14 protein-coding genes are annotated in these 18,973 nt (G+C 63.2%); 12 read left to right on the forward strand and 2 right to left on the reverse strand.

Annotated features, from left to right (window positions below):
- Positions 1–141 precede the first annotated feature (141 nt).
- The 8 genes from EII42_RS00005 (at position 142) to polA (ending at position 10,127) form a co-directional block, all read left to right on the forward strand.
- Positions 142–1,215: a lipopolysaccharide assembly protein LapB gene (locus EII42_RS00005; RefSeq protein WP_125170060.1), complete on the forward strand. Its 1,074-nt coding sequence runs from the start codon at positions 142–144 to the stop codon at positions 1,213–1,215.
- Positions 1,212–2,189: an HAD-IIA family hydrolase gene (locus tag EII42_RS00010; RefSeq protein ID WP_125170061.1), complete on the forward strand. Its 978-nt coding sequence runs from the start codon at positions 1,212–1,214 to the stop codon at positions 2,187–2,189. Before EII42_RS00005 ends, EII42_RS00010 begins: the two co-directional genes overlap by 4 nt.
- The gene (locus EII42_RS00015; RefSeq protein ID WP_125170062.1) at positions 2,186–2,383 is read left to right on the forward strand and encodes a hypothetical protein; all 198 of its coding nucleotides are present in this window, start codon (positions 2,186–2,188) and stop codon (positions 2,381–2,383) included. The genes EII42_RS00010 and EII42_RS00015 overlap by 4 nt, the downstream gene beginning before the upstream one ends.
- Positions 2,380–3,093: a TlyA family RNA methyltransferase gene (locus EII42_RS00020; protein WP_125170063.1), complete on the forward strand. Its 714-nt coding sequence runs from the start codon at positions 2,380–2,382 to the stop codon at positions 3,091–3,093. The genes EII42_RS00015 and EII42_RS00020 overlap by 4 nt, the downstream gene beginning before the upstream one ends.
- Positions 3,094–3,114: 21 nt before the next feature.
- On the forward strand, positions 3,115–4,821 hold the full coding sequence (locus tag EII42_RS00025) for an NAD-dependent malic enzyme (RefSeq protein WP_125170064.1): 1,707 nt from the start codon (positions 3,115–3,117) through the stop codon (positions 4,819–4,821).
- Positions 4,822–4,862: 41 nt separating this feature from the next.
- Positions 4,863–5,750 carry an NAD kinase gene (locus tag EII42_RS00030; protein WP_125170065.1) on the forward strand — a complete coding sequence of 296 codons (888 nt, stop codon included), beginning with the start codon at positions 4,863–4,865 and terminating at the stop codon, positions 5,748–5,750.
- On the forward strand, positions 5,744–7,405 hold the full coding sequence (recN, locus tag EII42_RS00035; RefSeq protein WP_125170066.1) for a DNA repair protein RecN: 1,662 nt from the start codon (positions 5,744–5,746) through the stop codon (positions 7,403–7,405). The genes EII42_RS00030 and recN overlap by 7 nt, the downstream gene beginning before the upstream one ends.
- 70 nt (positions 7,406–7,475) lie before the next feature.
- The gene (gene polA, locus EII42_RS00040; protein ID WP_125170067.1) at positions 7,476–10,127 is read left to right on the forward strand and encodes a DNA polymerase I; all 2,652 of its coding nucleotides are present in this window, start codon (positions 7,476–7,478) and stop codon (positions 10,125–10,127) included.
- Positions 10,128–10,156: 29 nt separating this feature from the next.
- Here the strand turns inward: polA and EII42_RS00045 are convergent, their stop codons facing one another.
- Entirely contained in the window at positions 10,157–10,849 is a 693-nt protein-coding gene (locus EII42_RS00045; protein ID WP_125170068.1) for a class F sortase, read from the reverse strand.
- A 217-nt stretch (positions 10,850–11,066) separates the two neighbouring features.
- Here EII42_RS00045 and rpsA point away from each other — a divergent pair, with 217 nt between their 5' ends.
- The 4 genes from rpsA (at position 11,067) to coaE (ending at position 16,002) form a co-directional block, all read left to right on the forward strand.
- Entirely contained in the window at positions 11,067–12,506 is a 1,440-nt protein-coding gene (rpsA, locus tag EII42_RS00050) for a 30S ribosomal protein S1 (protein WP_125170069.1), read from the forward strand.
- A 163-nt stretch (positions 12,507–12,669) separates the two neighbouring features.
- Positions 12,670–13,002: a hypothetical protein gene (locus tag EII42_RS00055; protein ID WP_125170070.1), complete on the forward strand. Its 333-nt coding sequence runs from the start codon at positions 12,670–12,672 to the stop codon at positions 13,000–13,002.
- Between the two features lie 324 nt (positions 13,003–13,326).
- Positions 13,327–14,505, forward strand: coding sequence for a hypothetical protein (locus tag EII42_RS00060; protein WP_125170071.1), 1,179 nt, complete (start codon positions 13,327–13,329; stop codon positions 14,503–14,505).
- A gap of 330 nt (positions 14,506–14,835) precedes the next feature.
- On the forward strand, positions 14,836–16,002 hold the full coding sequence (gene coaE / locus EII42_RS00065; RefSeq protein ID WP_233558201.1) for a dephospho-CoA kinase: 1,167 nt from the start codon (positions 14,836–14,838) through the stop codon (positions 16,000–16,002).
- Between the two features lie 157 nt (positions 16,003–16,159).
- Here the strand turns inward: coaE and gcvP are convergent, their stop codons facing one another.
- Positions 16,160–18,973 (reverse strand): aminomethyl-transferring glycine dehydrogenase, encoded by a 2,814-nt coding sequence (gcvP, locus tag EII42_RS00070; protein ID WP_125170072.1) that lies wholly within the window; start codon positions 18,971–18,973, stop codon positions 16,160–16,162.

Raw genomic sequence — 18,973 nt, forward strand, 5'->3', positions numbered from 1 at the left:
GCACTGGGTACGGTGTGGGAGATTAGGACGCTGCCGGACTATGTTTTTGGTGGGGGGTTCCTGGTTTGTTTGGGAACCCCCCACCTTTTTTTATTTTGCCTCCAATTTTTTTCGTTTCGGCTCGGATGGGATGATTGGTTCATGGTCGGTGAGAACAGTGCGAGGGATGCTGCGCGAGGTGACGGTGGCGCGAAGGGTAGTCGCGAGCGGCGCTTTGGGCAGTCTCATGGTCGTCCCAGTTTCAAGGGTGACGGGCAGTCGCGTGGTTTCAAGGGTGACGGGCAGTCGCGTGGTTTCAAGGGTGACGGGCAGTCGCGTGGCTTCAAGGGTGACGGGCAGTCGCGTGGCTTCAAGCGTGACGGGCAGCGCGATTTCAGGCGTGAAGAGCGACGGGAAACAATCGTCGGTCCGGAAATTCCTGAGGGGTACTCGGAAGACGAACTCGCTTTCGGCGTTCGCGCAGAGCTTCGAGGTCTGTCTAAAGAGCGTTCGGACCAGGTCGCGAAACACATCTGGGCAGCTGGCCAGCTAATCGATGCCGACCCTGAGCTGGCGTTCGAGCACGCCAATACGGCGCGCAAGCTGGCACCTCGCTTGGCCATTGTCCGTGAGGCCACAGCAGAGACGGCCTATGCGGCCGGAAAGTTTGAGGTTGCTCTGCGGGAATACCGAGCGATCAGGCGGATCACGGGCGGCGACGAACTCATCCCAGTGATCGCAGACTGTGAGCGAGCGGTGGGTCGTCCACGAGAAGCCCTTGAGACGCTAGCCCAGCTGGTCCAGAACTCGGTACCGCCTGCGGTAGTGCTAGAAGCGGTCATCGTGGAAGCGGGAGCGCGCGACGATCTCGGGCAGCGGGCCGAAGGGCTGCGGCTGCTGAAGCGCTTGATCGGCAGGGGAGTGGGTCCCACCTTCGCACGGGCTCGGCTCTACTACGCCTACGCCGACTTGCTGTTGGCCGAGGGCGCGGAGGATGATGCCCGCGCCGCATTCGTCGAAGCCGCGAACTTGGACCGAGCCGGCGAACTCGACACATCCGACCGCATCGCGGAGCTAGATGGGGTCACTCTGCCCGAGAGCATGTCGTTGGAGGAACCCGATATAGCGGAGCCAGAGGTGGCGCAGGAGAGCAAGCCAGCTGCCGAGGTCGGCTCCGAGGACTCGACGGAGACAGAAGGCGTGGCGCACGAGCATGCTGCGAAGGAGGAAGAGTGATCCTGGCGAGCGCATACGACGCGGCCCTGTTCGACCTCGACGGGGTGATCTACCTTGGACCAAACGCGGTCCCTGGCGTGCCGGAGGCGCTCGAAGAGCTGAGCCGCCACTGCCGACTGGGCTACGTGACCAACAACGCTTCGCGCACACCTGAGGCCGTCGCCCGACACTTGAGAGAACTGGGGATATGCGCGGAAGCGGCAGACGTTGTCAACTCCACAATGGCCACGCTGCGCATGCTCAAGGAGCATCTGTCCCCCGGCTCCAGGGTGCTCCCCGTCGGTAGCGCAGCGCTGACCCAGCAACTAAGAGACGCAGGATACGAGGTAGTGGAGCAGTGCACCGCTCGGCCTGCAGCTGTGGTCCAGGGCTATGATCCGCGACTGAGCTGGCCACAGCTGGAGGAAGGCGTCCTGGCCATCCAAGCAGGTGCGCGCTGGTTTGTCACCAACCCGGATCCCACTCGGCCGAGTGAACGTGGGATCGTACCCGGCTGTGGTGCGCAGGCGGATGCAATCAGGCTCTGCGTCTCCATCGAACCTCAGATGGCTGGTAAGCCCTGCCCGCCGCTCCTGCAGGAGACGGTTGAACGCATCGGTGCCCGGCGCCCCATCTTCGTGGGCGATCGGTTAGACACGGATATTCTGGGTGCCAACAACGTTTCGATGGACTCCCTCTTCGTGTTCACCGGCGCCCACGGCAAATGGGATCTGGCGGCCGCTGAACCACAGTATCGACCAACGACCATCGGGTGGGATGTGTCCGCGCTGCTGGAGCCAGCGCGAGTAGCCTCAGGAGATCAGGAAGTGCGCTGCGGGGATCAGATCGTGGTGGCCACCGGCGGTGAGGTACGCCTGCTCACTGAGCCAGCGACGCTCGTCGAAGAATTGGACGCCTGCTGGGCGGCACTGCAACTGATCTGGTCGGGACGTGACGGAACGAAGGCGCTCGGCGCGCTAGCCGGGCTCCCATGACCACGCCGAAGCCCGCTGCTCCCGCCCATGTGCGGCGCATGCTGGTGGTCGAACAACTGTTGGATAGCGTGAGCGAATTGGAAGCGCTGAAGCCCGAGCAGCAGCTGGCCCACCTGGAACACGCCCAGCGAGTGCTGAATGCCGTGCTGCATGACGCAGATCTCCCCCAGCGCACCCTGCCAGGGGTGAAATGAGGCTCGACGTGGCGCTGGTGGAGCGTGGCTTGGCACGGTCGCGCAACCAAGCCGCGCGGCTGATTGCCCAAGGCCGGGTCAGCGTGGCGGGGAGAGTCGTTCGGAAACCTTCGACACCAATCACGGACGAGAGCATCGTCACCGAGCCCGAGTTGTGGGTGTCCCGGGCGGCTTACAAATTGATCCCGGCCCTGGAGGGCGCTGGAATCAGCGTCCCCGACAGGGTGCTGGACGCTGGCGCCTCGACGGGTGGGTTCACCCAGGTTTGCCTCAGCCGGGGGGCGGGGCTCGTCTACGCCGTAGACGTTGGCCATGATCAGCTTGCCCTCGAACTGCGGGCCGATCATCGGGTACGCGTCATCGAGGGGCTGAACCTCCGCGAGCTGGACCTGTCCCACGTGGATGGTGACCCGGTTCCCCTCGTGGTGGCTGACGTCAGCTTCATCTCGCTCACCCTGCTGCTGGAGCCGCTGTTCTCCGTGTGTTCTTCGGACGCACTTCTGCTGGTGAAGCCCCAATTCGAGGTCGGCAAGGAATCATTGGCGGGTGGAGTTGTTACGGAAGAGGCGCGGCGTCGAAACGCTGTGCAACGAGTAATCGAGGCCGCTGAGCGGCTGGGCTGGGAATGCCGCTGGCAGGCGCCCAGTATTCTTCCGGGAACTCATGGCAACATCGAGTTCTTCCTGCACCTCGTGCAGAAGGCCAGGTGATTTCCGAATAAACTATTCTGCATGACCGAGATCGAACCCCCTTACCTGCAGCTCGAAGATGGCCAGCAGATTCCCATCCGGGTCCGCGGCTATCAGCTGCTGAACCGTCCCATGCTCAACCGCGGAACGGCTTTCACTGAGGAGGAGCGGCACGTGCTGGGACTCATGGGTCTGCTTCCTGCTGGATGCCTCACCCTCGAAGAACAAGTTAAGCGGGTCTATCGTCAGCTTCAGCAGCAGCCCAATGATCTCGCCAAGAATCTATTTCTTACCCATATGCGAGACCGCAACGAGGTGCTGTTCTACCGGTTGGTGGCCGAACACATCGAGGAGATCCTGCCGATCGTCTACACGCCGACGATCGGTCAGGCGATCGAGCAGTACAGCCACTGGTACTCGCGGCCACGCGGCGTCTACCTGTCTATCAACAATCCCGAACTGATCGAAGAATCGCTGCTGAACTACGGTCTGGGTTCCGACGAAGTCGACCTGATCGTCGTCACCGACTCCGAAGGCATCTTGGGCATCGGCGACCAGGGCGTGGGCGGCGTCGCGATCACCACCGGGAAGCTTTCCGTGTACACCGCAGCAGCAGGGATCCACCCGAGGCGGTGCATACCCGTGGTGCTCGACGTCGGCACCGACAACCTCCGCCTGCTGCACAGCGATTCGTATGTTGGCGCCCGCCAAGCTCGTGTCCGGGGAAGACGCTACGACGAATTCGTCGACACATTCGTCAAAACAGTTCAACGGCTCTACCCGAACGCGCTGCTCCACTTCGAGGACTTCGCGGCCGACAACGCCCACCGGCTGCTGGAGCGCTATCGGCATGAGATGTGCGCCTTTAACGACGACATCCAGGGGACGGCTGCCATTGTTCTGGCCGCGATACTCTCGGCCGTGTACCGCACAGGCGGCAGGCTGCGTGACCAGCGGATAGTAGTGTACGGCGCAGGATCGGCGGGAATCGGCATAGCGAACGCCATCCGGGACGCGATGCGGCAAGACGGGCTGAGCGAAACGGAGGCTAGCGCGCGGTTCTGGTGTCTGGGCAGCAGGGGACTCATCACCGAGGGTGGGCCCATGCGTGACTTCCAGGAGCCCTACGCCAGGCCCCTAGACGAGGTGTACGGCTGGGCGGATGAGGATGGTGTGATCGGGCTCAAGGAGGTGGTGCGGGAGGCTCACCCGACGATCCTCATTGGCTCTTCTGCTCAACCCGGTTCCTTCACCGAGGAGATCGTGCGGCAGATGCAGATTCATGCGCCGCAGCCCATCATCTTCGCGCTGTCCAACCCGACCTCGCTGGCGGAGGCGCACCCGCAGGACCTCCTGGAATGGACCGACGGGCAGGCCCTGATCGCCACCGGCTCTCCCTTCGAACCCGTTCAGCGCGGCCGGGTGAAGTATCGCATCGCTCAGGCCAACAACGCGCTCATGTTCCCCGGACTTGGGCTCGGAGTGGCGGTCTCCAAAGCCACCCGTGTCTCTGACGGGATGGTCATCGCCGCTGCCCGGGCGATCGCCGCGCTTTCCCAAGAAGCCCGTCGTCCAGGGGCCTCACTGTTGCCCGCGGTGAACCAACTGCGTGAAGTCTCAGCGGCGGTTGCCCTGGCCGTGGTGGCCACGGCGCAGGCGGAAGGATTGGCCCGGGTCGAGATCACCGACCCACTGCAGACCGTCCTCGATGCCATGTGGAAACCCGAGTACGCAAAGATCGTGATCTGAGGCTGAGATGATGATCGGCAGCCCGCGGATAGGGTAGAGCTGTGGAACGAACGGTAGCTGTATTCCTCCATCCGGAGAAGGCGGAGGCCACCGAAGGCGCGGCGGCATTCATCTCCGCGCTTTCAGACTTCGGCTTCTGCGCGGTCCTGCGCAGCGAGGATCGGCAGCGGCTGGAAGGCCGAGTCGACAAGGACCTTGGCTTGCTCAACGAACACAGCCGCGCCGAGCTGGGCATCGTGTTCGGTGGGGACGGAACGATCCTCCGGGCCGCTGCGTGGGCGCTACCACTCGACGTGCCGATCCTCGGCGTGAACCTAGGCCATGTCGGATTTCTCGCGGAGCTTGAGCCCTCCGACATCGCAGCGCTCCCCGAGGCGGTTGCGCAGCGGCGGTACACCGTCGAGGAGCGGTTGGTTCTGGATGTTCTGGTGCATCGCGACGGTTCTGAGCAGTGGCGGGTACCGGCGATCAACGAGGTCAGCCTGGAGAAGCTGGCCCGCGAGCGGATGCTCACGGTGCTGGTATCCATCGACGGGCGTCCGGTGAGCCGATGGGCTTGCGACGGGGTACTAGTCAGCACCCCCACCGGGTCAACAGCCTACGGATTCTCTGCGGGCGGCCCGGTCATCTGGCCCGACGTGCAGGCGATGCTCGTGGTGCCGCTCAGCGCACACGCTCTCTTCAACCGTCCCCTGGTACTCAGCCCGTCGTCGAGAGTGGAATTGCAGCAGCCGATCGAAGGCCCGCACGGGGTGTTGTGGTGTGACGGTCGGGTTAGCTACGAGCTGACGAGCGGCGATGAGGTTGTGGTGACCGCAAACCAACACAAGTTGCGTATCGCGCGGCTCTCCGAGCAGCCGTTCAGTACCAGGCTGGTCAAGAAGTTCGCTCTCCCGGTTTCGGGCTGGCGAAGGGGCGAACAGTGCTGATCGAACTTTCGATGGCAGATTTCGGTGTGGTCAGCCAGTCCCGGATCGAACTGGGTGCCGGGATGATCGCGCTGACCGGAGAGACGGGTGCCGGCAAAACTATGATCATCGCCGGGCTGGGGCACCTGCTGGGGCAACGCGCAGACGCGGGAATCGTTCGGCATGGAGCGGACAAGGCAGTGGTGCGCGGGCGATGGCAAGTTGACGATGCCGTCGCCGAACGCGTCACGCAGCTGGGGGGCGTCGTCGAGGACGGCGAACTCGTCACGGTACGGCAGGTGGCGGCCGGCGGCCGGTCGCGAGCTGTCGTGGGTGCGTCTCCAGCCCCGGTTGCGGTGCTCCAAGAGCTGGAACTGGCTACGATCCACGGCCAGTCAGAGCAGCAGCGACTGGGCACCCAGCCGGGTCAGCGTGAACTGCTCGACCGGTGTGCCCGACCCCGCGGGATGGCGAGGTACCGGCAAGCCTGGCGGGAACGCGAGGCCGCAGGGCGGGAGCTGGCCGAACTTGAGCGCTCCTCCCGGGAGCGAGCCCGGGAGGCAGACATGCTGCGCTTTGGGCTGGCCGAGATCTCGGCAGCGGCGCCGGAAAGCGGCGAGGACGTTCGGCTGGTCGCCGAGCAGCGGCGGCTGCTGGATCTCGACGAGTTGCGGCTGAGCGCCAGCCATGCACACAACCGGATCAGCGGCGATGATACCGACTTCGACCAGCCGTGCGCGGTGTCCCTAGTCGGGGACGCACGCAAGGCGCTTGAGCGGCTGGCCGACCGGGATCCCGCAGCTGCGGAGCTGCTTGTTCGAGCCCACGAGGCAGACCTGGCGGTGCAGACGCTCGCTGCGGACGTCTCGGGTTACCTGGCGGACCTGGTGGCCGACCCACTGCGGCTGGAGGCGGTCTCGGCTCGGCTTGCGGAACTCGCGCACTTGACGCGAAAGTACGGGGCGACAATCGACGAGGTTCTGACCTGGGCAGCGGAGGCGACGCAGCGGCTTATCGTGCTGGACTCCTCCGATGAGCGAATAACAGAACTGCGTGAACTGGTCACGACGTTGGACGCTGAACTCGGTGAGCTGGCGCGCGGCATCACGGCGGCCAGGGAACGCGCAGCCGCCGAGCTAGCCGAGCGCGTCCATGCCGAGTTGGCGGCGCTCGCCATGCCGCATGCGAGGCTTGCGTTTGTTGTCTCGGCTGGAGAGCTCGGCCCGCACGGGGCGGATCGGGTGGAGCTGATGTTCGCCGCCAACCCGGGAACGGAGCTCGCTCCTCTGCGGAAGGTCGCGTCCGGAGGCGAGCTATCGCGTGTCAGATTGGCCCTTGAAGTGGTGCTTGCGGAGGCAGGGGGTCACACCTTCGTCTTCGACGAGGTTGACGCGGGCGTCGGCGGCGCGGTGGGACTAGAGATCGGGAAACGGCTCCAACGGCTCGCCTCCGGGGCCCAAGTGATCGTCGTCACCCACTTGGCTCAGGTTGCGGCTTATGCGGATCAACACTTCGTTGTGCGCAAATCGGACGACGGCGCGGTGACCGTATCGGACGTGCGGGAGGTCTCGGGGAAAGAGCGGGTGGCCGAACTGGCTCGGATGATGAGCGGCGGGGACACCCCGGCTGCCCGAAAGCATGCGGCCGAGCTACTCGCGGGGGCCGGGCGGGGGTGACCGGTTGAGCTTTGCCGGCCAGCCCTCATCGCGGAAGCCGGGCATCCGCGAAGCCCGGTAGAGTCTGACTGTGGACAAGCTGCTTTTGATCGACGGCCATTCGATGGCTTACCGCGCCTTCTTTGCGCTGCCCGCAGAAAACTTCGCCACCAAGACGGGGCAACACACCAACGCTGTCTACGGGTTCACGACGATGCTGCTCAGCCTGCTCAGGGACGAGAAGCCCACGCATGTTGCAGTGGCGTTCGATGTTTCGCGGCACTCCTTCCGGACGGACAGCTACCCGGAATACAAGGCGACGCGCTCCAAATCTCCGGAGGAGTTCCGCGGACAGGTCGAACTGATCAAGGATCTCCTCGCCGCGTTGCGCATCGTGCACGTGGAAAAGGAAGGATTCGAGGCCGACGACCTCATCGCGACTCTCGCCACCACCGCGGCGGGCGAGGGGATGCACGTCGCTATCGTGTCCGGTGATCGAGATGCGCTTCAGCTGGTCACGGATTCCGTGACTGTGCTCTACCCCCGTAAAGGAGTGTCCGACCTGGCCCGCATGACCCCGGCGGCGGTCGAGGAGAAGCACCTGGTGTCGCCGGAGCGCTACCCGGAACTGGCGGCCCTGGTGGGGGAGACCAGCGACAACCTGCCGGGGGTGCCCGGCGTCGGCCCGAAAACGGCCGCCAAATGGTTGGCGGAATACGACGGGTTGGAGAACCTGTTGGCGCGAGCCGAGCAAGTGCGCGGAAAAGCCGGAGAAAACCTGCGGATCCACCTCGCCGACGTGGAGCGCAATCGCCGCCTGAATGCCCTCGTGCGCGATGTCGAACTTCCGATCCGTGCTGAGGACCTGGCCCGGCGCGAGCCCGACCTGCCAGCCGCACTCCAGTTGCTCGACACACTTGAGATCAAGCAACTACAGCCTCGCCTAGCTGAGTTCAGCGAGGACGAGGGGCGCTCACGGGTAATTGAGGTAACTGGTGAGCCGCTCTCCCCAGGAGCTGTCGGCGCCTGGCTGGCTTCGCGTGCCGGACTCGTCGCGGTGCACTTCGAGGGTCATTGGGGCCGCGGGGTCGGAGACATCACCGGCCTGGCTTTTGCCTGCTCGGAGACGGAGGCGTTCGTCGACGCGGCTCAACTGACCCCGGAGGACGACGAGGCGTTGGCGCTGTGGCTTGCCGACCCTCGGCGGCCGAAGACGTTGCACGACGCCAAAAGCCCGCGTCTCGCGCTCGCGCAGCGTGGCTGGAGCCTGGAGGGAGTGAAGACGGACACCTTGTTGGCCGGTTACCTGCTGCATCCCGAGCAGCGTGACTTGTCGTTGGAGTCGCTGGTCAGGAAATACTTGAGGTGCACGCTGGAGGCCGACGACCGCGACGAGTCGACTCAGCAGGCGTTCGACTTCGACTCGGAAACGGCCCGGCCCCGGACGACGATGGTGAGGGCACGCGCAGTCCGAGCGCTGGCTGACGTACTTACCCCGCTTCTGGTGGAAATGAACCAGAATCGGTTGTTGGTCGACCTAGAACAGCCACTGAGCGCGGTGCTCGCCAAGATGGAACGCGTCGGTATTGCGGTGGACGTCGAGAAGCTGGACCATTTGCGGGCTTCGTTTGACGAGTCAGCGCGGCAGGCGCAGCGTGAGGCTTACGGCGCGATCGGTAGGGAAGTGAATCTCAGCTCTCCCAAGCAACTTCAGGAGGTGCTGTTCGATCAGCTCAAGATGCCGAAGACTCGCAAAACAAAGTCGGGGTACACCACCGATGCTGAAGCGTTGGCCGACCTGTATGCCAAGACTGGAGAGCCCTTCCTCCGGCATTTGCTGACGCATCGGGACCAGCTCAAACTGCGCCAGACCGTGGATGGGCTCATCTCGGCGGTTGCCGCGGATGGCCGGATCCACACCACGTATCAGCAGACGGTGGCGGCCACCGGGAGGCTGTCCTCGACTGATCCTAACCTGCAGAACATCCCCATCCGCACACCGTTGGGCCGACAGATCCGCAGCGCCTTCGTTCCCGGGACGGGTTTCGTGTCCTTGATGAGCGCGGACTATTCGCAGATCGAGATGCGGTTGATGGCCGACGGGTCGGGCGATCCGGGCATGGTGGAGGCCTTCCGCTCGGGGAGAGACTTCCACAACGAGATGGCGGCCACCGTGTTCGGTGTGGAGCCCGCATCGGTCACGCCGGAGATGCGCGCCCGGATCAAAGCGATGAACTACGGGCTGGCCTATGGGCTGAGCGCCTACGGGTTGTCGCAGCAGCTGCAGATCAGCGTGGCCGAAGCCAAGGCTTTGATGGCTGACTACTTTGCACGGCTCGGGAGCGTGAAGGACTACCTGGATGGCATCGTCGCGACTGCTCGGCAGCTGGGGTACACAGAGACGATGCTGGGCCGTCGTCGCCCCCTGCCCGATCTCAATTCGCCCAACAGGTTGCGTCGAGAGATGGCGGAGCGGGCTGCGCTGAACTCCCCGATCCAGGGATCAGCCGCAGACGTGATCAAGCTCGCGATGCTTGCGGTGGACGAGAAGCTTTCGGACGCCGGAATGGCGAGTCGAGTGCTGCTCCAAGTACACGATGAGCTGCTGTTGGAGGTGGCCGACGGGGAGGAAGAGGCCCTCGAAGAACTGGTGATCTCTGCGATGGAGTCGGCTGCCGACCTGAAAGTTCCGCTCGCGGTCTCCGTGGGGAAGGGAGAAAACTGGGAGGCCGCCGCTCACTGAGCGACGGCCTCCGGAGGCTGGTTTCAGGATCAGACCAGCTTGCCGTAGAAGAAGACGCGGGACTTCCACGGGTCTTCGCCGGCCTCCTCGTCCGCATCCTTGTTGAAGTCCCAGCAGATGATCATGGCAACTTCACGGTCGCCCTCGAAGTCGATCATGACATCGGAATCCTCGTCGTATTCCTCGACCATGACCTTCTTGGCTTCGGTGAATTCGTAGCAGGCGACCTCACCGTTGGCGCCGTAGAGCTTGATCATGTCGCCGGGCTTGAGTTGAGATTCGCCGTTCTCATACATCTCGTTGCCGAGCGCGCCGCCGTTGCGGTAGGTGTGAATCGCCAAGACCGTCTTTCCTTCACCGCCCGGGCGTGGGCCCTGGTTCCACCAGGAAGCGGCTCGCTTCTCCGAGGGCGGGGGCGCAGCAATGGCGTTGTCCTCGTCCACGTCGAGTGCGAGCACCTGCTCGTCTACGCTCATCGATCCCTCAATGGTGTAGCGCACGGGCACGAAGCCCTCAATAGTGGTGGTGCACGAGGACTCGAAAGTGGGGGAGGGCGAGTCGCTGGGGGCTGCGGTCTCGGGGGCAGAGCTGGTAGTGGCGGAGTGGCCGGAAGCATCTTCGGCTTGTGGGGACTGCTTGGTCAGAAAGATGCTGCCGACGACGACTGCGATGACGCCGAGGACAGCAACGACTGCCACGATGATCTTGTTGCGGTTGTTCACGGCTGAGATTATAACCACGCTGAGCAAGCAGCAGCGTGAGGTACCCCACGGTCTGAAACGCGGATGGATTGACCCTCTGACGGGCCTTGCCGTAGACTCGGTTGACGCATTGTGGTTTGCTGTGTCCTCGGACGGAGTAGGGCAGGCGCGTTGTGGGCGAACCCCGTAACCAGACTGCAATGTGCCAAGAATTATCCATCCATCGGAGCCCTTCTACATGACCTCTCCCACTGAGGCGTCGGCCATCGCGGTAGACGACTTCGGCAGCAAGGAAGCTTTCCTCGAAGCTGTCGACGCAACCATCAAGTACTTCAACGACGGGGACATCGTCTCCGGCACCGTTGTGAAGGTCGATCGGGACGAGGTCCTGCTCGACATCGGTTACAAAACCGAAGGTGTTATTCCTTCCAAGGAACTCTCCATCAAGCACGACGTCGATCCCTTCGACGTGGTTCAGGTCGGCGACGAAGTCGAGGCCCTCGTGCAGCAGAAAGAGGACAAGGAAGGCCGTCTCATCCTGTCCAAGAAGCGTGCGCAGTACGAACGCGCCTGGGGCACCATCGAGAAGGTCAAGGAAGAGGACGGTGTCGTCTCCGGCACCGTCATCGAGGTGGTCAAGGGCGGCCTGATCGTCGACATCGGCCTGCGCGGCTTCCTTCCCGCATCGCTGGTGGAGATGCGTCGTGTCCGGGACCTCCAGCCCTACGTCGGCATGGAGCTTGAGGCCAAGATCATCGAGCTGGACAAGAACCGCAACAATGTTGTGCTGTCCCGCCGCGCTTGGCTGGAGCAGACCCAATCCGAGGTTCGCCACACCTTCCTCACCCAGCTGCAGAAGGGCCAGATCCGCAAGGGCGTCGTGTCCTCCATCGTCAACTTCGGCGCCTTCGTCGACCTCGGCGGTGTGGATGGTCTGGTGCACGTCTCTGAGCTGTCCTGGAAGCACATCGATCACCCGAACGAGGTTGTCGAGGTCGGTACCCCGGTCACGGTCGAGGTACTTGAGGTGGACATGGAACGCGAGCGCGTCTCCCTGTCGCTCAAGGCCACTCAGGAAGATCCGTGGCAGACCTTCGCCCGCCTGCACCAGATCGGCCAGATCGTGCCCGGAAAGGTTACCAAGCTGGTCCCGTTCGGCGCGTTCGTCCGCGTCGGCGAGGGCATCGAAGGCCTGGTGCACGTCTCCGAGCTTGCGGAGCGCCACGTCGAGATCCCGGAGCAGGTCGTTGTCGTTGGCGACGATGTCATGGTGAAGGTGATCGACATCGATCTTGAGCGTCGCCGCGTTTCGCTGTCGCTGAAGCAGGCCAACGAGTCGGTGGATGTCGGCGCCGACGAGTTCGACCCGTCGCTGTACGGGATGACCGCCTCCTACGATGAGCAGGGCAACTACATCTACCCCGAGGGCTTCGACCCGGAGACCAACGAGTGGAAGGAAGGCTACGAGGAGCAGCGTGCTGCTTGGGAGGCCCAGTACGCCCAGGCCCAAGCACTGTGGGAGGCCCACAAGAAGCAGGTCGAGGAGGCCGAGACCGCAGACCGCGAAGCAGCTGCCGAGGCGGGAACTGGTTACGTGTCCGAGTCCTCCTCGGAGGGTTCGCTGGCGTCCGACGAGGCCCTGCAGGCTTTGCGCGAGAAGCTCACCGGCGGTCGCTGAGCCAAAGCAATCAATCAGAACGGTGGCGTCCCTTCGGGGTGCCACCGTTCTGCTGTCCCATGCGGCTTGAGTACCCATACTCAGCGCATGAGTATCTTCCTCCAAGTTAAAGATGAGGATCGCTACTCTGGTGGGCCGAATCTGCCCTTCATAGCATTGAGGCATGGGAAACGACACGAGAGCTAAGGAGGGAACAGCGATGGAATATGGCATTCCCCGTGAGGAACAGGAGGTTGCGGCTCGTTCGATGCCGCCTATCCTGTACGTTCCATGTGCCAAGACCAGGAACAGGAAAGAGGTGGAAGTGCTCCTCGCCCAGCACGACGACGGCACGGCTGGCGTATTCGCCTATACGTCTTTGGATCGGTTCTACCGCTGTTTGGGCGACCGTGCTTGGACGGTCATTGCTGCACGCGACATCACGAAGATCGAGGCCGCACAGCGGATCACGAGAGTGTATTTTGACGAGGTCCCCGACGAGATGAAAGGCCGATAGGTGAGCGGAGATTCTTACACTTGGGAGCTAGACGCGACGCGGAAACTGATGTTGCGTCATATGAAGCTGTCAGAACTTCTTTCCGTTTCCGTCGCGCACCCTCCTCAGTCGTGTGGAGCTGGCGCTTTTGACGGCTTGTTGTTGGACATGCTGGTCAAGTGCGGTCGGTCTGTGCTGTCAGTTTCTGCGTTTCATGAGGCTGCAGAGGATACGCTAAGCGTTGTGCAGGAAACCTATCAGAAGCAGGACGATTGGGCCTGTGAACAGTTTAATGAATTCACTCGGCAAATCTAGATTCTGAAGAGAGAGGAAAGAGGGTTTTCGATGACCATAGATCTAAAGCTAGATGTGGATTTCGGTCTGATTGATGGAGCCATTTCTTGGGTGGAAAAAGTTAGGTATGCGCTGGGTGAGAACGATGGAGAAATGCGATTTGGAGCCCAGGTGGACCTGGAAGGTTGGCAAGGAAAAGCGAACGATAGCTATCGGGCTTTTTTGTGTGACATGATTAATCATGGCGATGAAGCCAAAATGATCGTTGATCAAACGAAGAACAAGTTCGTGGACTACCGGGACAAAGCCACCTCGACCCAGCAACTCTTGGATGAACTTGCCGACTACGCTCGGCAGACTGGCCTGACGGTTACCTCCGAAGGAATGGTGGATCATCCGCCGCAGTTCGTCCCGATCCCATCGGGATCTCAGGGTGTCTCTGTAGCTGACTTCGAATCGGCATACAATGAGAATCAGAGGATCGCAGCACTGTGGGATAGATACGAATACGTTCTGTACGTGAGTTCCAATGTTAAGAGAGAATATGCGAACTGGTGTGCTGAGAATCTGTTGCTCAAGGGAAGCGGCCTATCTGATCTGATTGATCAGACTCTTCAAAATGGAGACGGTTCGGGCATGCCGGGGACGCTGATGCCTGCCGGCGCGAGGTTGACTCTGCCGATGCAGCAGGAAATCTCCGACAGGTTTCTCAGTCTGGAAGCGAAAGCCGCGCGCGCAAGGCAACAGTACGTGAAATTCCTTGAGGAAACCAATGAGTCGGAGGGTGTGCTGCCCGATCGTGGTGAGTTGAAGGGCCTTCCTTACGGTTTCCAGAGCCTGGATCAGGCCAAGTTGCAGGTGAGGAAGGAGGAGCTGCGGGAGCCCGGCGAACCTATTCAAGTCAGCGTTGCTAGGCATCTGGCGAAGGCTAACACGCTTCTCTCCGGCGTTCTCTATCTGAAGGACATCTACGACGGCAAGCCATTCGTGGATACAACTGCCCGTTTCGTGGGCGGTGCGGTGATGAGCGAGATCGGAAAAGCTATGGGTGGCGCGCTCCTGGGGCCATTGGGCGCTAAGGAACTGGGAGCCTTCGCGGGCGGCGTGGCCGGGTCGTCTTTGGGGGAGGAGTACGCGGATGACCTCGTTCGCCGCGTCGTTTCTTCAGGAACCCGTCACAGCATTGATGACTATGTCTGGGGAGGTACAGGTAGAAATCGTCCAAGGTGAGTAAATCGTGAAGAACGAGAGCTGTGGAACATCGAGTGAGGCATGAAGAATATAAACTTCCAAAGAATCAACAAAGCTGATCCTGCCTGGCCGCTACTGGTGCTAAGGATAGGGTTCCTGATCAGCCTGGCGCCGCTGGTGGTCGTTATTGCCGGTTGTATTACGGCCCCTGTACTAACGGCGACTTCTCTGCCCTACGCGCTGGTCTGGCCAGCATATCTCGGCAGCACTCTGCTGGGAATGAGGCTCAGTCGGGGAAGGCTTAAGGTTCGTCAAAGCCCTCAAGGTATTATCTGCGGCGGTCCTCATGTCGTGAAACGGTTGGGTTATGTGGCAGTAGCGGTGCTGTTTGGGATCGCGTTTTTGTCCCTGCACGAGGTGCCCACGCTCGGGAGAACGCTGCACATGGCTCGCGCTCAAGCTCGCCTGATGATCTGGGCACTCATCTCCCTGGACTTCAGCTTTGGTCCGGTGTACGTGATGTGGCCGGTTGGGCTTATCGTTCTATCGGTGGCTCTGCTGCTGAGGTTGTTCGGGGTGAGCAAAGTAGTGCTCAGCGGCGAAGGAATCTCATTCCCCAAACACTTCGGGCTGAACAAAGACTCGATCGCCTGGGAAGATCTCCGCGCGATCTATCGAGAGAATGGCCTGTACGTCCTGAGCACCGTTCGGGGCAGGCACCAGATAGACCTGTATCGGTTGGCGAGTGATCCGGAACTTGTAGCCGACTGGATCATGTTTTACGCTCTGCACCCGGAGAAACGAGTGGAGCTTTCCGGAAGCGCGGCAATCCAGCGGGTTCGTTCCGAAGGAATTCCGCGACGCCCGGTGCCCACCAGACGGCCGGATCGTCCATTCCACCTGAACACCCTGCTGGACCCCGCCGTCAGGGAACCCCGGCCAATCGCGCTCACCGGGGGCATCGCGAGCGGGAAATCCTTCGTGGCCAGAAAGTTTGCGGAACTCGGAGCCGTGATTGTGGATTTCGACGAGGTGGCACGCGAGGTCGTCCAGCCAGGAACCCCCGGCCTAGCGGCGGTGGTGCGACGCTTCGGCGACGTGCTGCAGGCGGACGGCAACCTGGACAGAGGAAAGCTGGCGGGAATCATCTTTTCCGACGACAGAGCCCGCGAGGACTTGAACAGCATTCTGCATCCGCACATCCGCGAGCGCGCCTGGCAGCTAGTCGAAGAAGCGGGCAGCGCGGCTATGGTAATTCAAGTCATCCCGTTGCTCGTCGAAGCGGACCTGGTGAACCAATTCAAAACGATCATCGTCGTCGACCTGCCGGAAGAACAGCAGCTGCAGCGGCTACAGGCGCGCGAGGGGATCTCTGCGGAGGAGGCCGAGCGCCGCATCGCCGCCCAGGCCGACCGCGCCACCCGCCGCGTGGAAGCCGACGTCGTGATCGACAACTCGGGCGACGAAGCCGCCACCGCGCTGCAGGTGGCGCGCGTCTGGCGGCTCCTGCAACGGGCCGCGACCGTGACCAGCTAGAGCCCAGCTAGAAAGCGTGGCCCCGAGAGAGGACACTCCGAGCGGAACGGGCAGGGCCCTCAGCGACGACCGAATATGGGCTGACCGGTCAAGATGCTGAGGGCCCCTCTCACCCGACCCGGCGCGAGCGGCCTCGGATGACTCTTGCGGCGGGGCGCTACCCGTCGCCCCAGGGCGGGCAGGTGCAAACCAGGTTACGGTCGCCGTACGCGTTGTCGATGCGGCCGACCGGCGGCCAGTACTTGTCCGCCCGCAGAGCACCCGCAGGGAAGCAGGCCTGCTCGCGGCTGTACGGCCGATCCCAGTCCTGGACCAGGTCCTCGGTGGTGTGCGGCGCATGGGTCAGCGGGGAATCCTGCGGATCCACCTCGCCGGAGACGACCAACTCGGCTTCGCGCGCGATGTCCAGCATCGCATCGCAGAACCGATCCAACTCGTACAGCGTCTCCGACTCCGTGGGCTCCACCATCAGCGTTCCCGCCACCGGCCAGGACATCGTCGGCGCGTGGAAGCCGTGATCAATCAGCCGCTTCGCCACATCGTCGACGCTCACCTTCGGGGCAAATACCCGCGTATCTAGGATGCACTCATGGGCCACCCGACCGGAGTCGCCCGAGTACAGAATCGGGTAGCTCCCTCGCAGCCGCGCCGCGATGTAGTTGGCGTTCAGGATGGCGACGCTCGTCGCGCTGCGCAGTCCCCGGCCGCCCATCAGCAGCACGTACACCCAGGAGATCAGCAGGATCGACGCCGAGCCCAGGTTCGCCGCGGAGACGGCGCCCTCCCCACCCGTAGCCGGGTCGGTGGGCAGATGCGGGAGCAGGTGCTTCTTGACCCCGATCGGACCCATTCCCGGCCCGCCACCGCCGTGCGGAATCGCGAAGGTCTTGTGCAGGTTGAGATGGCTGACATCCCCGCCGATCTCGCCCAGCTTCACGAGCCCGACCAACGCGTTCATGTTGGCGCCGTCAATGTACACCTGCCCGCCGTGCTCATGAGTGATGCGGGCCACCTCCCGCACCGTCTCCTCGAACACGCCGTGCGTCGACGGGTAGGTGATCATCACACAGGACAAATCGTCTCCGGCCTCCTCGGCCTTCGCCCGGAAATCCGCAAGATCGATGTCGCCGTTAGCGGCGGCCTTGACCGACACCACCTTGAGCCCCGCCATCTGCGCGGAGGCCGGGTTGGTGCCGTGCGCGGAAGTGGGGATCAAGCAGATGCTGCGCTCCTCTCCCCGGGATCGGTGGTAGCGGGCGATCGTCAGCAGCCCCGCGTACTCGCCCGACGCGCCCGAGTTAGGCTGCATCGAGAACCCGTCATAGCCGGTAATCTCACACAGCTTCTCCGAGAGATCCGCGACGAGCTCGTGGTAGCCCGCGGCCTGGTCTGCCGGGGCAAAGGGGTGCAGGTTGGCAAACTCGGGCCAGGACACCGGCATCATCTCGATGGCCGCATTCAACTTCATCGTGCACGAACCCAGCGGAATCATCGCCCTGTCCAACGCCAGATCGCGATCCGCCAGACGCCGCATGTAGCGCATCATCTCAGTCTCCGCACGGTTCATGTGGAACACCTCGTGCGTGAGATACTCGCTGACCCGCAGCCACTCGTCGGGCACCGCAGGGCGAGACGCCGGCGCCCCGCAGCTCTCGACGCCGAAGGCCTCCAGCAGGCGGCCCACCACGTCGGGGCGGGTGGTCTCGTCGAAGCTCATCCCAATGGCATCGCCGCCGACCCGCCGCAGGTTGATGCCGCGCCGCTCCGCGTTCATCAAGATGTCTGCCTGCCTCTCGCCGACGCGCACGGTGAGGGTGTCGAAGAACGCCTCCGGCGTGACCTCGTACCCGGCGGAGCGCAGTGCGTCGCGCACCCCCGCGGTGGTCAGGTGCACACGCTCCGCGATGGAACGCAGCCCCCGCGGCCCATGGAAGACCGCATACATTGACGCCATCACCGCCAGCAGCGCCTGCGCCGTGCACACGTTGGATGTGGCCTTCTCCCGGCGAATGTGCTGCTCCCGGGTCTGCAGCGACAGCCGATAGGCTTTTCGCCCTGCCGAGTCGACGGAGACGCCCACCAGCCGGCCGGGCATCGTGCGCTTCAGCGCATCGGACACAGCCATGAAGGCCGCGTGCGGGCCGCCATAACCCATCGGCACGCCGAAGCGCTGCGCAGAACCCACACACACGTCGGCCCCCATCGCGCCCGGCTCCTTGACGAGGGTGAGCGCCAGCAGATCCGACGTGACGACGGCCAGCGCGCCGTGGGCGTGCAGGTCTGCGCACTGCTCGGTGAGGTCCCGGATATCGCCGAAGGTCCCGATGTGCGCCAACGCCGCGCCGAACACCTCAGCGGCGCGCAGCTCGCCCAGCGGGGCTACGACACACTCGATTCCGAGGGGGCGGGCCCTGGTCAGCAAGACGGCCCTGACCTGTGGGTGCAGCGCGTCGTCGACGAAGAATCGCTTCGCCTTGCTCTTGGCGGCCCGCCTTGCCATGGCCATTCCCTCGGCGGCGGCGGTGGCCTCATCAAGAAGGCTGGCATTGGCGATCGGCAGCCCGGTGAGGTCCGCGACCATCGTCTGGAAGTTCAGCAGCGCCTCCAAACGCCCTTGGGAGATCTCCGGCTGATAGGGCGTGTAGGCCGTGTACCACGCCGGATTCTCGAAGATGTTGCGCAGAATCGCCGGGGGAGTCACCGTGCCGTAGTAGCCCTGGCCGATCAGCGAGGTCATAGGCGTGTTCTTCGCCGCCACCGCGCGGAGCTTGGCGAGTACCTCGCCCTCCGTCAGGGCAGCCCAGTTGAGTTCCTCGGCCTGGCGCAGGCTGGCTGGAACGGTCTCGTCGATCAGCTGCTCCAGGCTGTCTGCCCCGACGACGCGCAACATGCGCTCCATCTCCTCCGGCGAGGGTCCTATGTGGCGCCGGTGCGCGAAATCGTCGGTGTCGTAGTCAGTCGGCCGCCACAT

Source organism: Tessaracoccus sp. OH4464_COT-324, from assembly GCF_003932855.1.
GTDB lineage: Bacteria > Actinomycetota > Actinomycetes > Propionibacteriales > Propionibacteriaceae > Arachnia.

Coding starts and splice junctions, on each gene's coding strand:
- EII42_RS00055 (WP_125170070.1), top strand. CDS start 12,670: ATGGGAAACGACACGAGAGCTAAGGAGGGAACAGCGATGGAATATGGC.
- EII42_RS00015 (WP_125170062.1), top strand. CDS start 2,186: ATGACCACGCCGAAGCCCGCTGCTCCCGCCCATGTGCGGCGCATGCTG.
- gcvP (WP_125170072.1), bottom strand. CDS start 18,973: ATGTGGCGGCCGACTGACTACGACACCGACGATTTCGCGCACCGGCGC.
- EII42_RS00005 (WP_125170060.1), top strand. CDS start 142: ATGGTCGGTGAGAACAGTGCGAGGGATGCTGCGCGAGGTGACGGTGGC.
- rpsA (WP_125170069.1), top strand. CDS start 11,067: ATGACCTCTCCCACTGAGGCGTCGGCCATCGCGGTAGACGACTTCGGC.
- EII42_RS00025 (WP_125170064.1), top strand. CDS start 3,115: ATGACCGAGATCGAACCCCCTTACCTGCAGCTCGAAGATGGCCAGCAG.
- EII42_RS00020 (WP_125170063.1), top strand. CDS start 2,380: ATGAGGCTCGACGTGGCGCTGGTGGAGCGTGGCTTGGCACGGTCGCGC.
- EII42_RS00060 (WP_125170071.1), top strand. CDS start 13,327: ATGACCATAGATCTAAAGCTAGATGTGGATTTCGGTCTGATTGATGGA.